The organism is Halomonas sp. ANAO-440, from assembly GCF_019915905.1.
Lineage (GTDB): Bacteria > Pseudomonadota > Gammaproteobacteria > Pseudomonadales > Halomonadaceae > Halomonas > Halomonas chromatireducens.
The window spans coordinates 1-18431 of the sequence record NZ_JAHXBV010000012.1; the positions used below are offsets into that span (position 1 = coordinate 1).

The 18431-nt window shown below is 61.9% G+C and carries 16 protein-coding genes; 14 read left to right on the top strand and 2 right to left on the bottom strand.

Annotated features, from left to right (window positions below):
• Positions 1 to 597 precede the first annotated feature (597 nt).
• Positions 598 to 1089, bottom strand: coding sequence for a ferritin-like domain-containing protein (locus tag KZO25_RS10235; RefSeq protein ID WP_223136880.1), 492 nt, complete (start codon positions 1087 to 1089; stop codon positions 598 to 600).
• Positions 1090 to 1345: 256 nt separating this feature from the next.
• On the opposite strand from KZO25_RS10235, the gene KZO25_RS10240 reads away from it, so the two are divergent.
• From KZO25_RS10240 to KZO25_RS10305, 14 genes are all read left to right on the top strand, one after another.
• Positions 1346 to 2836: an FAD-dependent oxidoreductase gene (locus tag KZO25_RS10240; RefSeq protein ID WP_223136881.1), complete on the top strand. Its 1491-nt coding sequence runs from the start codon at positions 1346 to 1348 to the stop codon at positions 2834 to 2836.
• A gap of 169 nt (positions 2837 to 3005) precedes the next feature.
• Complete coding sequence (locus KZO25_RS10245; protein WP_223136882.1) at positions 3006 to 3572, top strand: NnrU family protein; 567 nt, start codon at positions 3006 to 3008, stop codon at positions 3570 to 3572.
• 191 nt (positions 3573 to 3763) lie between these two features.
• On the top strand, positions 3764 to 4843 hold the full coding sequence (locus KZO25_RS10250) for an NAD(P)-dependent alcohol dehydrogenase (protein ID WP_223136883.1): 1080 nt from the start codon (positions 3764 to 3766) through the stop codon (positions 4841 to 4843).
• A gap of 213 nt (positions 4844 to 5056) precedes the next feature.
• Positions 5057 to 6172, top strand: a complete 1116-nt coding sequence (locus KZO25_RS10255; RefSeq protein WP_066446978.1) for an extracellular solute-binding protein — start codon at positions 5057 to 5059, stop codon at positions 6170 to 6172.
• Between the two features lie 263 nt (positions 6173 to 6435).
• Positions 6436 to 7611, top strand: coding sequence for an ABC transporter ATP-binding protein (locus KZO25_RS10260; protein WP_223136884.1), 1176 nt, complete (start codon positions 6436 to 6438; stop codon positions 7609 to 7611).
• Positions 7595 to 8482: an ABC transporter permease gene (locus tag KZO25_RS10265; protein WP_066446972.1), complete on the top strand. Its 888-nt coding sequence runs from the start codon at positions 7595 to 7597 to the stop codon at positions 8480 to 8482. The genes KZO25_RS10260 and KZO25_RS10265 overlap by 17 nt, the downstream gene beginning before the upstream one ends.
• Positions 8479 to 9285: an ABC transporter permease gene (locus KZO25_RS10270; RefSeq protein ID WP_223136885.1), complete on the top strand. Its 807-nt coding sequence runs from the start codon at positions 8479 to 8481 to the stop codon at positions 9283 to 9285. The genes KZO25_RS10265 and KZO25_RS10270 overlap by 4 nt, the downstream gene beginning before the upstream one ends.
• 208 nt (positions 9286 to 9493) lie before the next feature.
• Positions 9494 to 10225 (top strand): GntR family transcriptional regulator, encoded by a 732-nt coding sequence (locus KZO25_RS10275; protein WP_223136886.1) that lies wholly within the window; start codon positions 9494 to 9496, stop codon positions 10223 to 10225.
• 101 nt (positions 10226 to 10326) lie between these two features.
• The gene (locus KZO25_RS10280) at positions 10327 to 11286 is read left to right on the top strand and encodes a C4-dicarboxylate TRAP transporter substrate-binding protein (RefSeq protein WP_223136887.1); all 960 of its coding nucleotides are present in this window, start codon (positions 10327 to 10329) and stop codon (positions 11284 to 11286) included.
• A 97-nt stretch (positions 11287 to 11383) separates the two neighbouring features.
• On the top strand, positions 11384 to 11875 hold the full coding sequence (locus KZO25_RS10285; protein WP_223136888.1) for a TRAP transporter small permease: 492 nt from the start codon (positions 11384 to 11386) through the stop codon (positions 11873 to 11875).
• Positions 11872 to 13161, top strand: a complete 1290-nt coding sequence (locus tag KZO25_RS10290; RefSeq protein WP_223136889.1) for a TRAP transporter large permease — start codon at positions 11872 to 11874, stop codon at positions 13159 to 13161. The genes KZO25_RS10285 and KZO25_RS10290 overlap by 4 nt, the downstream gene beginning before the upstream one ends.
• Positions 13162 to 13204: 43 nt before the next feature.
• On the top strand, positions 13205 to 14626 hold the full coding sequence (gene uxaC, locus KZO25_RS10295) for a glucuronate isomerase (protein ID WP_223136890.1): 1422 nt from the start codon (positions 13205 to 13207) through the stop codon (positions 14624 to 14626).
• 34 nt (positions 14627 to 14660) lie between these two features.
• Complete coding sequence (manD, locus tag KZO25_RS10300; RefSeq protein ID WP_223136891.1) at positions 14661 to 15872, top strand: D-mannonate dehydratase ManD; 1212 nt, start codon at positions 14661 to 14663, stop codon at positions 15870 to 15872.
• Positions 15873 to 15880: 8 nt separating this feature from the next.
• Entirely contained in the window at positions 15881 to 17371 is a 1491-nt protein-coding gene (locus KZO25_RS10305; RefSeq protein WP_223136892.1) for a mannitol dehydrogenase family protein, read from the top strand.
• Positions 17372 to 17382: 11 nt separating this feature from the next.
• On the opposite strand, the gene KZO25_RS10310 is transcribed toward KZO25_RS10305, so the two are convergent.
• On the bottom strand, positions 17383 to 18366 hold the full coding sequence (locus KZO25_RS10310; RefSeq protein WP_223136893.1) for a sugar kinase: 984 nt from the start codon (positions 18364 to 18366) through the stop codon (positions 17383 to 17385).
• Between the last annotated feature and the right edge of the window lie 65 nt (positions 18367 to 18431).

The following is an 18431-nucleotide window of genomic DNA, read 5'->3' on the forward strand; positions in this document are numbered from 1 at the left end:
TTGGCAGCTGCGGCTTGAAAATGTGTCCGCTCTGACTTGACCAGAACATTGCTTGCGCTTGTCAGGTCCATGCACGACACGATTCCAGGCCTCTTTCAGCTTGTCTTCGGCGAGTTTGCGATTTTCAGGCTTGCGCAGCCAATATGCGCCGGCAGCCAACGCGAGCAAACGTAGCATACGAACTCCTTTTCGTTTGGGCATTCCGCTTAGGTATGGATGCCCATCACCCATCAGTCAAGCGGGCCGGCCGGCGTTGGCTCGTCATACCTTGTCCAAGCCCAATAGCAGCTCCGCGCTTGCAACACCTACACTCTCAACATCTATGAAGGAATCGCCCTCCATAGCCCAGGTTCCAGGCGGAGTAAGCGGCTGACCTTACCGAGATCCACTGTACCATCACGCTCGGTATTGGGAGTTTCCCGGCGCAAGGTTGACGCGGGCGAGTTGCACGTTCAGTTGTATAATAGTGCCGCTTGAAGCTTGCACTTCCGGCGTCACGGGAGATCAATAAAATCGGCTGCTCGCAAATCTGTGAGAAAAGAGCAGCCGGGGTATTGGCTTGCATCCAGAACAGCCAGGGATAATGATTTTGTCGGCTCAGCCAGCCTTGCGATTGACGTCGGCCTTGGCCAGCTTTGATAGCTTGTCATCGGCCGCTTTTTCCTCTTTGAGCGTTTCGGCCAGGATTTCCTTGGCTTTGGTATAGCCAAGTTGTTCGGCCAGCTCGCACAGGGTGCCGTAGGCGGCGATTTCGAAGTGTTCCACTTTCTGTGCGGCACCGATCATGCCGGCATCACGCACGGGACCTTTCTCGGTGGACTCGATCAGTTCCTGGCCCTCCTCGATCAGACTCTCCATCGCATAGCTCTTGATACGCTTGACCCGTATCTCCGGAATGGAGTCCGCTGCCTTCTCGATTCGCTCCAGTTGACCCTGGGTCTCCTCGAGATGCTCCTTGAAGGCATCGACCAGCTTGGGGTCGTGGGCCGCTCGTGCCATCTTGGGCAACGCGCGAGTCATCTGCTTTTCCCCACTGTTGGCTTCGGATAGCAGGCGGACGAAAAGCTCGTTGGCACTCTTGATATTCATGTTCTGCTCCCTTTTGCGATTGCATTCCATGCTCAGATGAGCTGTTTCAACATAGCAGGCGTAGGGCGAGGGAGAGGCTGCTTATGGCAAGAAAGTTGTTAAGGACGGTCGTGCAAAATGTTGGCTTGTGTAAGAGCCCGTTCACCTGTTTGTCAGCTTGAAAAAACATTCAGGTGCATCCGGATTCGCACCGCTCCCCACTACCTTCTATACCTAGTAGCAGCATGCATGCATTGCCCTGACGAAAGGAGTTGTTATGGAAGCGATATGGAGGCTGGGGAGCCTTGGATTGCCGGTCTGTGCCCCTCTGGAGGAGCAGGCTGAAACCGATGTGGTAGTGATCGGCGCTGGTATTACCGGTCTGACGACGGCCCTGCCGCTGGTCGAGGCCGGACAGCGAGTCGTCGTACTCGAGGCTAAGGGCGTAGGCAGTGGTGTGACGGGTGGCTCCACGGGCAATCTCTACAGCACTCTGGCCTCAGGCCAGGCGGCATTGCGCAGGAAATGGGGCGATGAGGTGGCAGCCGACGTCGTGTGTGCGAGAAGCGAAGCAATCGATGATATCGAGGCGCTGATAAAGCGTTTCTCCATCGAGTGCCAGTTTCGACGTCAATCGGCTTATCGTCTGCTGACCGGCGACAGGCAGCACAGCGACCACAGCCTGAACGACGAGCGTGACGCACTGCTCAGGGCGGGGCTCGACGTTGCATCAGCCGAAGGTCCTGGATTGCCCTTTGACAGCTGGGGTATTCGTATCCCAGACCAGGCCCAGTTCAATCCGCTGCATTACGTCCAGGGTCTGGCATCCGTCTTGATCGGCATGGGGGTGGCCATTCATCAACATTGCCCCGTGCGACGGGTGGAGGCGAAAGAGGGCGTAGTGCAGACCGACACTGCCAGCGTCACGGCCCGGCATATCGTTTATGCGACCCATACACCCAAGGGTATCAGCCTGTTGCAGGCCGGTATGCTGGTGTCACGGGAATATACCGTCGCAGCGAGGCTGAAACGTGGCGAGTACCCCGAGGGCATTTTCTGGCTGCTTGACCCGTTCCATTCACTGCGCAGCTATCGTCATGGCGACACGTCATATCTGATGGTAGTCGGCGAGAAGCACAAGACCGGTGAACAACAGGGTGAGTACTATCAACGGTTGCGCGACTACCTTAGCAGTCACTTCGAGATTGAAGCGTTCAGCCGTCAATGGTCTGCCCAGCAGTACAGCTCGCCCGATGGCTTGCCCTATATCGGACGGATGCATGGTCACGACAATCTTTACATGGCCACCGGCTTCGCCGCTGATGGCTTGGTTTGGGGGGCGTTGGCAGGTCGAATCATCGCCGACCAGATACTTGGCCACGACAACCCCTGGCAGCCCCGCTTCGCATCGCGACGCGTTACGCCGGGCAAGTCGGCGCTTCAGTATGCAAAGGAGAACGCCACCGTTACCAAGCATCTGGCCAGGGACTATCTGGGAACTGAAAGAATCGACTCCTTCGATGGCATTGCACCGGGGCAGGCAAGGGTTGCCACGAAAAGCGGCGAAAAACTGGCTATTCATCGCACCGAGGCCGGCGAACTCAAGGTGCTATCAGCTGTTTGCCCACATTTGAAATGCATCGTGCATTGGAATCCGGAGGAGTCTACCTGGGACTGCCCCTGTCACGGCAGTCGCTTCGACACGGATGGCGAGGTGATAGAGGGGCCGGCCTATCGTCCCTTGTCCCGGCCGGAGGGCCTCGGGTAGCGAGTCCCGGCTCGCCAGGTCCATGACTCTAGCATGACGAAGTCCATCGCTGCGCCAGACGAATCTTTTGCCGAGCCCTTGGTGTAACGAGCCGGTGTCGTTAAGCTGCATGCTGTTTCGAAAGCCGTTTCGATACCTGTTCGATACCCAACGCAAAGGAAGCCCCGGCATGTTCGTGATGATTCTTGGTCTCTTGATTTTTCTTGGTATGCACTCCGTGCGCATCTTTGCTGACGATTGGCGTAGCACACAGATTCAGCGCACAGGGGAGCTGCGCTGGAAGGCCATTTTCTCGGTGATCTCTATCATCGGTCTGGCCATTGCCATCTGGGGTTACGGCCAGATGCGCCTCAACCCCATCTGGGTCTGGTTTCCGCCCACAGGGCTGCGCCATGCCGTTGCGCTTCTGATGATTCCCGCTTTCATCCTGCTGGTGGCTGCCTATGTCCCTGGCAATCATATCAAGGCCAAGCTGGGCCATCCGATGGTGCTGGCGGTCAAGGTGTGGGCCTTGGCCCACTTGCTGGCCAACGGCCGCTTGGGCGACATCGTCTTTTTCGGTGCCTTCCTGGTCTGGGCGGTGCTGGACTTTCGCTCCGCGCGCCGGCGCCAGCCGGCTCCGCAGACGACGCCCCGCATGGCTGGTACGGCCATTACCGTAATTGGCGGCCTTATTGCCTATTATCTCTTCGCCTTTCATCTCCACGTCTGGATTACCGGCGTGCCGGTCATGTGAATTTCCCTCGCTTCTGTCTCCAACCGCGCCGGCTTTTTGCCGGCGCGTCGCGTTAATGAGGCTCATCTTTGCGGGCTTTCCATACTCTTGACATGAATCAAGGCGAAAGGCCGGGCTCTGTGCCAAACCTAACGGGTGCCTTTTCCATGGGTGCAGATTCTTGAGTGCAGCGAGCCCAAACAGGAGTGACCATGCCAGCCATGATGAAAGCCGCCATCTTCGTCGAGCCGGGACGCATCGAGATCGATGACAAGCCGATTCCGGCAGTCGGTCCCAACGATGCCCTTGTTCGCGTCACTACCACCACCATCTGCGGTACGGATGTCCATATCCTCAAGGGGGAGTACCCGGTAGAGAAGGGTTTGACCATTGGTCATGAACCGGTGGGGGTGATCGAGAAGCTTGGCGCCAACGTGCAGGGCTACACCGAGGGCCAGCGGGTCATTGCCGGGGCCATCTGTCCGAGCTTTACTTCCTACGCCTGCCAGGATGGCTGTAGCGCCCAGGATGGTGGGCACCACAGCCATGGTTACAAGCCCATGGGTGGCTGGCGCTTCGGCAATACCATCGATGGCGCCCAGGCGGAGTACCTGCTGGTGCCGGACGCCCAGGCCAACCTCTCGCCGGTGCCGGATGGCCTCACCGACGAGCAGGTGCTGATGTGCCCCGATATCATGTCGACCGGCTTTGCTGGGGCGGAATCGGCCGGTATCAGGATTGGTGACACGGTGGCGGTCTTTGCCCAGGGGCCCATCGGCCTATGCGCCACTGCAGGGGCTCGGCTGCGCGGGGCAAGCTTGATCATTGCCGTGGATGGCGTCGACGAGCGGCTCGAGATGGCGCGGCAGATGGGGGCCGATATCACACTCGACTTCCGCAAGGTCGACGTGGTGTCGGAAATCCTCAAGCTCACCGGTGGTCGTGGGGTCGACGCCTCCATCGAGGCGCTCGGTCTACAGTCCACCTTCGAATCGGCGCTGCGCGTACTCAAGCCAGGCGGCACGCTCTCGAGTCTCGGCGTCTATTCCGGCGACCTCACCATCCCGCTGGATGCTTTCTGTGCCGGACTAGGCGATCACAAGATCGTCACGTCGCTCTGCCCTGGCGGCAAGGAGCGGATGCGTCGGCTGATGCAGGTGATCGAGTCAGGCCGAATCGACCTGGGGCCCATGGTGACCCATCGCTATCCACTGGAGCAGATCAGCGAAGCCTACGACCTCTTTTCACATCAGCGCGACGGCGTACTGAAGGTGGCCATACAGGCGAGCTGAGGGCGCCATTACGATAAACGTTGAAACGACATACGGACCTTTTCTCACATAGTGCTAACCTAGTTCAACGGTATTGAACGGTCATTCAATGAAATGTTCATCCCGCCGTAATGAATTAGCGTGAAACTTGAATTGGCGCATCGCGAGATCGGTGGCGGCGAAGCCCACTGGTCTCGTTATCCCAATGTCAGAGCCCTCATGGAGAGACCCGTCATGTCGTTCACTCGTCGCCGTTTCCTGCAAGGTACCCTGGCCGCTGGCGCGGTCGCTACCGTGCCGTCGTTCTACATCAACAAGGTCCTGGCCCAGGACCAGACCCTGCGTATCTACGCCTGGGCCGGCTATTTCACCGATGAAATGCTGGCCGACTTCACCGAGAAGACCGGCATACGCGCCACCTTCACGCCCTATGGCACCAACGATGAGCTGATGAACTCGCTGCGGGCCACCGATGGAAGCGGCTTCGACGTGATCATGCCCACGGTGGACCGGGTGCCGGGCTACCTCGACTATGACCTGGTGCAACCGCTGGACGAGTCACGGATCAATTGGGATGGTGCGCTGGATAGTGCCATCGAGGGCTCCGAGGTCGGCGGCGTGGTGGATGGCAAGCGCTTCTTCGCTCCCAGCGACTGGGGGACCGAGGCTATTACCTGGCATCGTCGTTTCGCCGATGTGGATCGTGCCAACCTCAGCTATGCCGACCTGTGGAATCCCGATCATGGCCAGGGCGTAACGGTTCGTGGCCACTCGGCGCTGGTGGGTGTCGGGCTGTGGCTGGAGCGAGAAGGCAGGCTGCCGTTCCCCATGCTCGACTCCTACAAGTCCGAAGAGGCGATGCGTGCCAACTTCGACGTCATCCTCGAAGAAGCGGCCAAGCACAAGCACATGCTGGCCCAGTTCTGGGATACCGAGAACGAGGCCCAGGCCGCTTTCCGTACCAATGGCGCCATCATCGGCCAGACCTGGGATTCCACCGCCTTCCGACTGCAGCAGGAGGGTGAGGACATTGCCTACGGCGCACCGAAGGAGGGGGCCCTGGCCTGGATGGAAGGCTTCGTGATTCCCAAGAACGCCCAGAACCCCGATGCCGTCTACGAGCTGATCAACTGGTACTACACCCCCGAAGCCGGCGCCATGTTCGTCAAGGCCACCGGCTACAACTCAACCTCCAAGGGCGCTACCGAGCTGCTGCCCGAGGAGACGCGTCAGTTCTTCACCGACTCCTACAGCGAAGAGGATCTGGCCAACCTCTGGTGGTGGCCGATCCAGGAGCCCTGGTACGTGGCGCTGCGGAACGAGTACCAGGATCGTTATTTGAGCGCGTGAGTTGGGTCATAAGCATAGAGGCACGTAGCGCAATAGGCTGACATCGCAAAGGCGCTGGCACTGAATGCAGCGGCGCGCGGCGATCGACAGGGATGTCGATCGAGGATAGGCAACAGGGATGTTGTTCCTATCCGACGCGCAGGCCGCAATTGAAGTGCCAGGTCCACGCCTTTGTGGTCAGCGATTGCGCTGACGTGCCGTTTTGCCGAGGGGAGAGTCAGCAGCTGTCACTTCGGCATTCAGTTCAAGAAGGCAACGATTGAATGGACGGTAGCGTTAGATTGGATGAGGTGGTGATGCGCTTCGGCGACTTCACCGCCATCGAGAAGACATCGCTTACGATCGGCTCGGGGGAGTTCTTCAGCTTCCTCGGCCCTTCGGGGTGTGGCAAGACGACCCTGCTCAATATTGTCAGTGGCTTCCTCGTGCCGAGCCAGGGGCAGGTCTTCATCGGCGAGGAGCCGGTCGCCGGCGTCCCGGTCAACCGTCGCCCTACGGCGATGATTTTCCAGAACCTGGCGCTCTTTCCGCTGATGACGGTATTCGAGAACATCGAGTTCGGCCTGGAAGTACGCGGTGTCGGCAAGAAGCAGCGCCGTGAGACGTCCGAGCGATTGTTGGCGCTGGTCGCACTCGAGGGCAGCGGCCCCAAGCAGGTGACCGAGCTCTCTGGTGGCCAGAAGCAGCGAGTGGCCATCGCCCGGGCGCTGGCGGTGGAGCCCCGGGTGCTGCTGCTCGACGAGCCTCTCTCGGCGCTGGACCTGAAGCTGCGCCAGCATATGCGGGCCGAGCTCAAGACCATCCAGCGCAAGACCGGTATTACGTTCATCTATATCACCCACGATCAGGGTGAGGCGCTGACCATGTCCGACCGGGTGGCGGTCATGTCGGCGGGGCGGATACAGCAGGTTGCCGATCCCATGACGCTCTATCGCAGCCCGGCGACGGGCTTCGTCGCCGCCTTTGTCGGCGAGAACAACCGCCTCGAGAGCAGGCTCGTGGACCGGGAAGGTCAGCGGGTTCGTCTCGACGGTGGTGCGCTGGGTGAGCTTGCCGGCAGCGCGGGAGAGGGTGTCAGCCTGGGGAACGGCGACCGGGTGGCGCTCTACGTTCGACCCGAGCATCTCAAGCCGGTGGCCGCCGATGCCGCCGGGCCGCGGCTCGAGGGGGAAATCGAGGCGGTCCATTTCGAGGGCGCCTCGGTGATGCTGGAGACGCGACTGACGGCCTCCGGCGAGAAGCTGCGGGTCCAGCTTGGGCATGAGGTCTCACGCCAGTATGCCGACTCGCTCACTGTGGGCCAGCGAATGACGTTCGGCTATGACCCGGCGGACGCGGTGGTGCTGCCCGATGATGGTAGCGCCGTGGTCGACGAAACCACCGGCGAGATGGTGGAAAGCCGTACCGCAGCGGGAGGCGCTCATGTTTCGTCAGCTTAGCGCTCGTTTCGGTGGGCCGCTGGCGGTAGCCATCCTCACGCTGCTCGGCATCTGGCTGATCGTGATGGTGACCCTGCCGCAGCTGCAGATGATCGACTATTCGCTGCGACCCAACCTGCTGCCGGCCCAGGTCGGGGGGCCAGAGGATCGGTTGACCATCGCCAACTACGCGACGCTGTTCAACAACGATATCCATCGCGCCATCTTCTTCAAGACCCTCTGGTCGAGCGTACTGGTCACGGTGTTGACCTTGATCGTGAGCTATCCGCTGGCCTGGTATCTGGCCAAGGTGGCCACCCCACGCCAGGCGGCGCTCTGTATCCTGTTGCTGATCATTCCCTTCTGGATCAACGAGATCCTGCGCACCTACTCCTGGTTCATCATCCTGGCGTTTCGCGGACCCCTGAACGAGGTCCTGCTGATGCTGGGCCTGATCGACCGCCCGATCCGCTTTCTCAGCGGTGACGCGGGAGTGATGGTGGGCATGGTCTACGCCTACATCCTGTTCATGGTCTTTCCGGTTTACAACGCCATCGAGAGCCTCGACGACAATCAGGTGCGCGCGGCGCGGGACCTGGGAGCCGGCACCGTGCGCACCCACCGGCGCATCGTGATTCCCCATGCCAAGCCGGGCATCGCCACCGGCTGCATCATGACCTTCATGCTTGCCGCCGGCAGCTACGCGGTGCCGGCGCTGCTGGGCTCGCCCGGCAGCCGCTGGTTTACCCAGATCATCTACAACTGGTTCTTCGAGGGCGGCAACTGGAACCAAGGGGCGGCCTACGCCTTCCTGCTGCTGGTGCTGTGCATCGGCTTCATGTCGCTGGTGATGAAGATCTTCAAGGTGGGCTTGGGGGACATTGCCAAATGAGTTCGCAGCGATTGATGGCCTTCGGCCTGCGCTTCTACGTGGTGGTCTTCTTCGCCTACCTGTTCCTGCCACTGCTGATCATGGCGGCGGCCACCTTCAACGACAGTCGCTTCCCCACGGTGACCCCCTGGGATGGCACCACCCTGCGCTGGTTCGGTGAGCTGGCGGCCGATGGCGGCATGTGGCAGGCGCTGGGCAACAGCGCGATCGTCGCCGTCGGGGTGCTGTGCCTGGCCGTGCCCATCGGCATTGCCACGGCGCTGTTTCTCAACACGGTGTCTAGCCGCGCCAAGCCGTTCCTGTATGCGCTGATCCTCTCTCCGCTGCTGACGCCCGGCGTGATCATCGGCATCTCGACGCTGATCTTCTGGCGCCAGTTCGGGGTGAGCGGCGGCATCTTCCTCACGGTACTGGGCCAGGCCACCTTCATCGCCGCCTATGTGATGCTGATGGTCACCGCCCGGCTGCAGCGTTTCGACCGCACCATGGAGCGGGCCGCGTTGGACCTGGGGGCGAGCCAGTGGCAGATGTTCCGGCGAATCCTGCTGCCGTACCTCAAGCCGGCGATCTACTCGGCGGGGGTCATCGCTTTCCTGCAATCCTTCGAGAACTACAACACCACCCTGTTCGTGGTGGGCTATGACACCACCCTGACGGTCTACATCGCGTCCAAGGTGCGGACGGGGCTGACTCCCGCAGTCAATGCCCTGGGTTTGATTCTTATTCTGGTGACCGTACTGATCGCCGCTCTCTACGAACTCAAGCGACGCCGCGAGGCCGCCCGTAGCGTAAAGGGAGTGTAGGCACCGCTCGCCAACCCATGGGCTTTCCTCGCGACTAGACCTGATGCCACCAGCACCCGCGTGTGCTGGTGGATTCTGTGCACGCCTTATCCATTTTCTCTCCGACCAAAGTCTACGTGGCTCTGGCTTCCTGTTTTCTAGACTAACTACCATACTAGTCATGTCAGGTAGAGGGCATGTCCTTTTGCCCGCGAATAGAGAGATTCAAATGAATACGAACTTACAAGCACTGTGGCAGGGGACCCGTGAGAGCGATTCGGTACGCCAGCGGATCTTTCAGGTATTGCGGCAGTCGATCATCCAGATGGTGCTCGAGCCCGGGCAGGCACTTTCCGAGAAGGAACTCGCCGACGCCTTTTCAGTCAGCCGCCAGCCGGTTCGCGAGGCGTTCATTCGTCTTTCGGAGGCCGGGCTGGTGGAGGTACGCCCCCAGCGAGGTACCTATGTGGTAGGTATTTCCCGACAGGCCGTCCTCGAGGCGCGCTTCATACGGGAAGCGCTAGAAGTGGCGATAGCGCGAGCGGCTGCGGAGAAGGGCCTGGTCCCCGCTGTGCTACGGGAACTGAATGAGCTGATCGAGCGGCAGCGTAGCTGTATTGAGCCAGCAGACCATGACCGCTTCTTCCAGCTCGACGAGGCCTTTCACCGCACCATGGCAATGGAAGTCGGTAACACCATGGCCTGGCGGGTCATCGAGGACGTCAAGGCTCAACTGGACCGGGTGCGCTATCTGAGTATCCCGGATTCAACGCCGATCCCCAAGCTCACTGATCAGCATCAGGCCGTGGTGCAGGCAATCGCTGCCCGGAAGCCGGAGCAGGCCGCTCAGGCCATGGCTGCACATCAGCGCGAGATCCTTGTTTCCTTGCCAGAACTGGAGCGGAGATTTCCGGCACTTTTCGAGGTGTCGGCGGTATCAGCGTCCTTGGCAGAGGCATAAGGGGGCGGCGACACAAACAAGACCCAAGTTGTCCTGCTACACCCGATTCCGGCCGAAATATCGGCTACTCAATAGCAACAACAAGCATTCAGGAGTCCATTGTGAAGATCCAGACACTCGTACCCGCGCTAGCGCTGCTGATGGCCAGCGGTGCCGCACAAGCAGCCTACCAGCTCAACCTTTCCTCGGCGCTCAGTGCCCAGGACCCTATTGTTCAGGCCATGGAAAGTGCTAAGGAAGCGATCGAGGAGCGCACTGACGGCGAGCTCACCATCCAGGTGTTCCCCAATAGCCAGCTCGGTTCCGATGAGGATGTGGTCGAGCAGATACGAAGCGGTGCAAATATCGCCATCCTGATCGACGCCGGCCGCCTTTCCGAATACCAGCCGGAGCTGGGCATTCTCAGTGCGCCCTACCTGGTCGAGGACCATGCCGACTACGACCGCATTACCTCGTCCGAACTCTACCAGGAGTGGGTCGATGGCCTGGCTGAAGGTAGCGGCCTGCGGCTGCTCAACTACAACTGGTTCCAGGGCTCGCGCCACATGCTGACCCAGAAGCTCGTGGAGACGCCGGATGATCTGCGTGGGGTTCGTGTGCGCACCATCAACTCGCCGGTATGGCTGCGTACGATCGAATCGATGGGTGCCACGCCTACTCCGCTACCCTGGTCGGAGGTTTACTCGGCGCTGCAGCTCGGTTCGATCGACGGTGCCGAGGCCCAGTTGACTGCCGCCGAGGGCCAGAACCTGCACGAGGTGATCAGTCATATCGCCCTCACTGGCCATATCCACCTGATGACCGGTATCGCCACCTCCGAGCAGTGGTACCAGGCGTTGCCTGAGGAGCTGCGTGTGATCCTCGATGAGGAGCTGCAGCGAGCGGGTGAAGAGGCCAGCCAGGCGACCGCCGATGCGCAGGATGCCGTCCGCGAAAGGATGGAAGCGGAAGGGGTGACCTTCACCGAAGTGGATATCGAGCTGTTCCGTGAGCGCGTTGCCGGCGTCTACGAAGAACTTGGCTACGACCAGTATCGCGAACAACTGACCGCCACGGAGTGAGCCAGGCGGCCCTTGCCGCCAAGCGTGGCAAGGGTCTGACAGGTCGCACGACTTCCAGGAATCGGCCGGAGGTGTTCCGGCACAGAGGATCTCCTCTATGTGGTACTGGTATGACCGACTCGAAGCGGGGCTTGCCATCACCCTGCTGGGGTTCACTTCATTGACCCTGCTGGCGAGCTCGACGGCGCGGGCTATCGGCCAACCCTTCGCCGGCGGCGCCGAACTCGCCCAGCTGTTATTCATCTGGACAGCGGTGCTGGGGGCTGACATCACACTACGCCACGGGGGGCAGGTGCGCATCGACGCCCTGGCGATACGCTTGCCGCTGCCATTGCAGCGCCTGGTCACCGGGTTTTGTCTGTTCTTGATGCTGGGTTTTCTGGCCCTGCTCGTGTGGTACGGCTTTCCCCTGGCTCTCAACAACTGGCAGCGCCCCATGGGCGTGGCAGGGCTCAGCTATGGCTACATCACCCTGGCCCTGCCGGTGGGAGCGGTGCTGATGATCATCTCTCTTGTGCGTCGCATTGCCTTGAAAGGCATCGTAGAGAGCCTGGCACCGGATCACGACATCGTGAAGGAGACGTCATGACAGCCGCGCTCCTGCTGGTTCTGGGACTGGTACTGATGGCTATCGGAATGCCCGTGGCCTTTGCCATCGGCATTGCCGGATTTACCTATTTCTTCCTGCCCGATACCTTCCTGCCCACCAATATCGGGCCTCAGCGCATCGTCTCGGCGACCCAGTCGTTCCCGCTGCTGGCGGTTCCGCTTTTCATATTTATTGGCCACCTGATGAATGCCAGCGGCATCACGCCCAGGCTTATCCGTCTCTCCACGCTGCTGGCGGGCTGGATGAGCGGCGGCCTGGCTCAGGCGAGCATCGTACTAAGTACGCTGATGGGCGGGGTGTCGGGCTCGGCGGTGGCCGATGCCGCCATGCAGTCTCGGGTGTTGGGGCAGAGCATGGTCAAGGAGGGTTATAGCCCCGGCTTCTCCGGCGCGGTACTTGCCGTCGGTGGGCTGATCACTGCCACCATTCCGCCAAGCATCGGGCTGATCCTGTACGGGTATCTGGGCGAGGTGTCGATCGGTCGGCTGTTCATTGCCGGCGTGGTGCCCGGCTTCCTGTTGATGGTGGCGCTGATGGTGACAACCTACTTCGTCGCCAAGCGACGCGGCTATACGCCGGTGCGCGATGGGCTGCCTTCGGGCCGTGAGGTGCTTGCGGCCTTGCGCAGCAGTATCTGGGCGCTGCTTTTTCCGGTGTGGCTGCTGGTGGGTATCCGCTATGGCCTGTTTACCCCGACCGAGGCAGGCGCCTTCGCGGTGGCTTATGCCCTGCTGGTGGGCTGTGTGATACACCGCGAGATGGGACTGCGCGAAGTCCTCATGGCGATGCATGCCAGCGTGCGCGACATCGGCATGATCATGTTGATCATCATGTTCTCGGGAATCATCGGCTATGTGGTTTCCTTCGAGCGAGTGCCGCAGACCATTGCCGAGCTGATGCTGGGCGTGTTCTCCAGCCAAGCCGCGCTGCTGCTGACGCTGGCCGTACTGCTGGTACTGCTCGGCATGCTGCTGGAGGCCACTGTGGTGGTGATGCTGCTCACCCCGATCCTGGTGCCGGTGATCAAGGCTGCCGGCATCGACCCGGTTCACTTCGGCTTGCTGATGATGACCCTGGTGACCTTCGGCGGCATGACGCCACCGGTAGGCATTTCGATGTACACCGTGTGCGGCATCCTGCGCTGCTCCTTCTTCGACTACAGCCGTGAGCTGCTGCCCTTCGCCCTGGCGGTACTGGTGGTGGTGGTGGGCATTATCTTCTTTCCGGATATCGTGCTGTTCCTGCCCAACCTGCTGATGGGCTGAGCATCGAACAAGCGACAACGTGCCGACAACGATGGAGCGTGTCATGACCTTCAATGATCGCATCGATTTCATGGGGCCCGACTTCCTGCTCGAGTGCGAGCCGGCGCGCCGGCTTTACCACGAGCATGCGGCCGCCATGCCGATCTGCGACTACCACTCGCATCTGAGTCCGGCGGAGATATCCGGCGACGTGCGCTTCGACAACCTCACCGAACTGTGGCTCAAGGGCGATCACTACAAGTGGCGGGCGATGCGCATGGCCGGTATCGACGAGCGGCGCATCACCGGCGAGGCGAGTGACCGGGAGCGCTTCCAGGCGTGGGCCGAAACGGTGCCGGACTGCCTCGGCAACCCGCTCTTTCACTGGACCCATCTGGAGCTGCGTCATCCGCTGGGCATCGAGAACCTGCTGCTCTCGCCCGCCACGGCCGAGGAGGTCTGGGCGACAGCGCGCGAGCGGCTGGCCACGCCGCAGCTGAGTGCCCAGGGCATTCTCCAACGCTTCGACGTACGTACCGTATGCACCACCGACGACCCGGTCGATTCGCTGGAGCTGCATCGCCGCCACGGTGAGAGCGGGGCGGCGCCCAGCATGCTGCCGACCTTTCGCGCCGATGCCGTGCTCAAGGTCGGCGAGCCCGGTTTCGTCGACTACTTGAACGAACTCGAGACCGCCAGCGGTGTGGCGATCCGGGGCTACGACGACCTGCTGGCAGCGCTGTACCAGCGCCTAGAACACTTCGCCGCCCACGGCTGCTGCCTCTCCGACCACAGCCTTGAGAAGCCGGTATTCGTCACGCCGCCGAGCGTGGCCGAGCTCGACCGGACGCTCGAGTGCCGCCGCCATGGAAAAACGCTCTCGGGCGAGGAGTGCGCCGGCTTCACCACCGCGCTGCTGCTGTGGCTGGGACGCGAGTACGCCCGCCGCGGCTGGGTGATGCAGCTGCATCTCGGTGCGCTGCGCAGCCTGAGCCAGCGCGGCCTGGCCGAGATCGGCGCCAACAGCGGTTTCGATGCGATAGGCGACGTCACCTACGCCGAGCCGTTGGCGGCGATTCTCGATGCACTCGACCGTGACCGGGCATTGCCGCGCACCGTGGTGTACAACCTCAACCCACGCGACAACGAGATGCTGGCAAGCCTGGTCGGTTCGTTTGCCAGTGACGGCATCCCCGGCAAGCTGCAGTTCGGTGCCGCCTGGTGGTTCAACGACCAGCGCGACGGCATCGAACGCCAGCTCGTCACGCAGATGAACTTCGGCCTGCTGCGGCACTTCGTCGGCATGCTCACCGATTCGCGCAGCCTGCTGTCGTTTTCCCGCCACGACTACTTCCGTCGCATCTTCTGCCAGATGCTCGGCGCGCAGATCCAGCGCGGCGAATTGCCGAACGATCTCGACCGCATTGGCGAGCTGGTGCGGGCGGTGTGCTACGACAACGTGCAACGCTACCTCTTCGAAAGATAGGGCTCCCCCTCCACCTGACTGCGACGGAAGCTTCATGAAAATCAGCGATGCCTATGTGATCGTCACCTCGCCGGGGCGCAACTTCGTCACCCTCAAGATCGTCACCGAGTCGGGCACCTACGGGATCGGCGACGCCACCCTGAACGGTCGCGAGATGGCGGTGGTGGCCTACCTCGAGGAGCACGTGCTGCCGGCCCTGATCGGCCGCGACGCCAGTCGTATCGAGGACATCTGGCACTACCTCTATCGCGGCGCCTACTGGCGCCGGGGGCCGGTGACCATGGCAGCGGTTTCGGCGGTGGACCTGGCGCTGTGGGACATCAAGGCCAAGGCGGCCGGCATGCCGCTCTATCAGCTGCTCGGCGGCAAGAGCCGCGAGCGAGTGATGACCTACGCCCACTGCACCGGGCGCGACATCGAGGGCTGCCTGGCCGAGGTGGAAAAGCACGTCAAGCTGGGCTATCGAGCCGTGCGAGTACAGGCCGGTGTGCCCGGCATTCCCACCATCTACGGCGTGGCCAAGCACGAGGGTGACCGCTACGAACCGGCGGATTCCGAGCTGCCCGCCGAGCACGTCTGGAGCACCGAGAAGTATCTCAACCACGTGCCCAAGCTGTTTGCCGCGGTGCGCGAGCGCTTCGGCGACGAGCTTCACCTGCTGCACGACGTGCATCATCGGCTGACGCCCATCGAGGCGGCGCGCCTGGGCAAGGCGGTGGAGCCCTACCACCTGTTCTGGCTCGAGGACTGCGTGCCGGCCGAAAATCAGGAGAGCTTCCGCCTGATTCGCCAGCACACCACCACGCCGCTGGCGGTGGGGGAAGTGTTCAATTCGATCCACGACTACCGCGAGCTGCTCGAGAACCAGTGGATCGACTACGTTCGCACGCCGCTCTCCCATGGCGGCGGCATCACCCACGTGCGTCGCATTGCCGACCTGGCCGGGCTCTACCACGTGCGTACCGGCTTCCATGGACCCACGGATCTTTCGCCGGTGTGCCTGGGAGCAGCGATCCACTTCGATACCTGGGTGCCCAACTTTGGCATTCAGGAGCACATGCCCCATACGCCGGAGACAGACGCCGTCTTTCCCCACGACTACCGCTTCGAGGATGGCCACTTCCTGGTCGGTGAGGCGCCGGGACACGGGGTCGATATCGATGAGAATCTGGCCGGCCAATACCCCTACAAGCGCGCCAGCCTGCCGGTCAACCGGCTGGAAGATGGCACGCTATGGCATTGGTGAGGAGAGCCATGTCCAACGTGACTTCAATTCACAGCGCTGAAGCCTCTGGCCAAATCGGAATCGTGCATCTGGGCCTCGGCGCCTTTCATCGCGCCCACCAGGCGGTCTATCTGGAGCGCTATCGCCAGCGTAGCGGTGATGATGCCTGGGGCGTGGCCAGTGCCAACCTGCGCGGTGGAGTGGCGCTGGTCGACGCGCTGCGTGATGCAGGCTACCGCTACCATGTCGCCGAGTATGCCGATAGCGATAACGTCACCCTACGCGAGATCGGAGTGATCGAGGCGGCGTACTTCACGGGGCAAGACAAGCGTAGCGGTCGCGACGATGCCGGTCATTGGGGGCGTGACCTCGAGGCACTGCTAACGCGCATGGCCTCGCCTGATACACGCCTGGTCACTCTGACGGTGACCGAGAAGGGCTATTTCCTCAACCCCGCCGAGGGCAGCTTGCTGCGTGACGACCCGCTGATCGCGCACGATATCGCCCGGCCGCAGGCTCCGCGCACCGCGCCGGGTATTCTGGTCGAGGCCCTGTCTAGACGGCGTGATGCAGGCATAGCGCCCTTCACCGTGCTGTGCTGCGACAACATGCCCGACAATGGGACGCGTACACAGGCAGCAGTAGTGCAGCTCGCCGCCTGCCGTGACGGCGAACTGGCTAACTGGATTGAACGCGAGGCGGCCTTCCCCTGCAGCATGGTCGACCGCATCGTGCCGGCCATGACCGAAAAAGACGTTACTCGCCTGGCCGAGCTGGGCGTCGAGGATGCCAATGCGGTGGTGGGAGAGGCCTTCTCGCAATGGGTGGTCGAAGACCACTTCCCTCTCGGGAGACCGGCCTGGGAGGACGAGGGTGTGGAGATGGTAGCCGACGTGGCACCGTTCGAAACCATGAAGCTGCGCATGCTCAACGGCAGTCATTCGCTGCTGGCATACCTGGGGGCGCTGGAAGGTATCGAAACGGTCTTCGAGGCGGTCAGCCGCGGCGATCTGCAGGCGCTGCTGCGTCGATACATGCTGGAAGAGGCGGCGTCGACTCCGGGCATGCCCAAGGAAACCGACCTGGCGGCTTACGCGGATTCCCTTCTGGTGCGTTTCGCCAATGACAGCCTGCGTCATCGCCTGCAGCAGATCGCCATGGACGGCAGCCAGAAGTTGCCCCAGCGCTGGTTGCACGGCGCCATGGCGCGACTTCAAGCCGGTGCAGAGGTGCCGTGTACGGCGCTCGGCGTGGCGGCGTGGATCCGCTACACCGCCGGGAGCGATCTGCACGGCAATGCCTACGGTGTCGATGATCCGATGTCAGGCACATTCTTCTTGCTTCACGAAGCACATGGTGATGACGAAGAGAACCTGGTGCTGGCCTTCCTCGAACTCGATGCCGTGGTTCCCCCGGCGTTGGCCGAGCATCCCGGCTTCGCGGAGGCGGTAGTGTCGGCCTATCGCGTTCTGATTCGCGGGGGTATTGCTGAAGCCATCAAGGCCGTTGGCTCTACCTGATGGCCATGCGTTCAATCCGGTAGTCGGGCCTCGAGTTCGGTCAGCTGCGCGCGGCTCGGCAGCCCCTCCATATCGCCCACCACCTGTATCGCCAGTGACCCGATCAGGTTGCCGCGGCGTACCGCCTCCCCGGGAGCGAGGCCGTCGAGCAGGGCGCTGACGACGCCCACCGCAAAGCCGTCTCCGGCGCCAACCGTATCCACTACCTCTGCCACCGTGAAGCCGGACACGGTGAATGACTCCTCTCGTCCGGCGAGATTGCCCCGATAGTAGCTGCCTTCGGGTCCGAGTTTGATGATCACTGCCGAGGCGCCTTGTTCAAGGTAATAGTCGGCAATTGCCTCAGGGGTGTCGCGGCCGGTCAGCAACTTACCTTCGGCCAGACCTGGCAGCACCCAGTCGGAAAGGCCGGCAAGCGCATTGAGGGTGTCGCGCATCTCGGCCTCACTTTTCCACAGGCTGGGGCGCAGGTTGGGGTCGAACGAGATACTGGCACCTGCCTGGCGCGCTTCCACCAGCATATGCCGCGAGAGCTCACGAGCGCTGGCCGACAATGCCGGGGGAATGCCGGTGGCGTGCAGGTGGCGCAGGGCGGTGAAGTCCACCTCAGCGGCGTCGGTCGGTGACAGCCGGCTGGCGGCACTGCCGCGACGGAAGTATTCCACTCGCGGGTCGGCACCACCCAGGGCGCGTTCCTTGAATATCAGGCCAGTGGGGTGTTCGGGATCTACTGTGAGATGGCGGCAGTCCAGGCCTTCGGCTTCAAGGGTCTGGCGAATGAAAGTGCCGAAACTGTCGGCACCCACGCGGCTCAGCCAACCGACACCAAACCCCAGGCGTGCCAGGCCGATGGCTACATTGGTATCGGCGCCGGCAATGCGACGCTGAAAATGTTCCACCTCGGCCAGGTTGCCGGGGGCACCAGCGATGAACAGGCTCATCGCCTCGCCGAAGGTCAGAATCTCGGGGGGAGGGGTGGTTGGTGAATGGCGCATGGTGCCCTCGATCAGGATGGGAACGTTCCCATACTATGCCGCACGTTCTTTTGCGGCAACTGTGC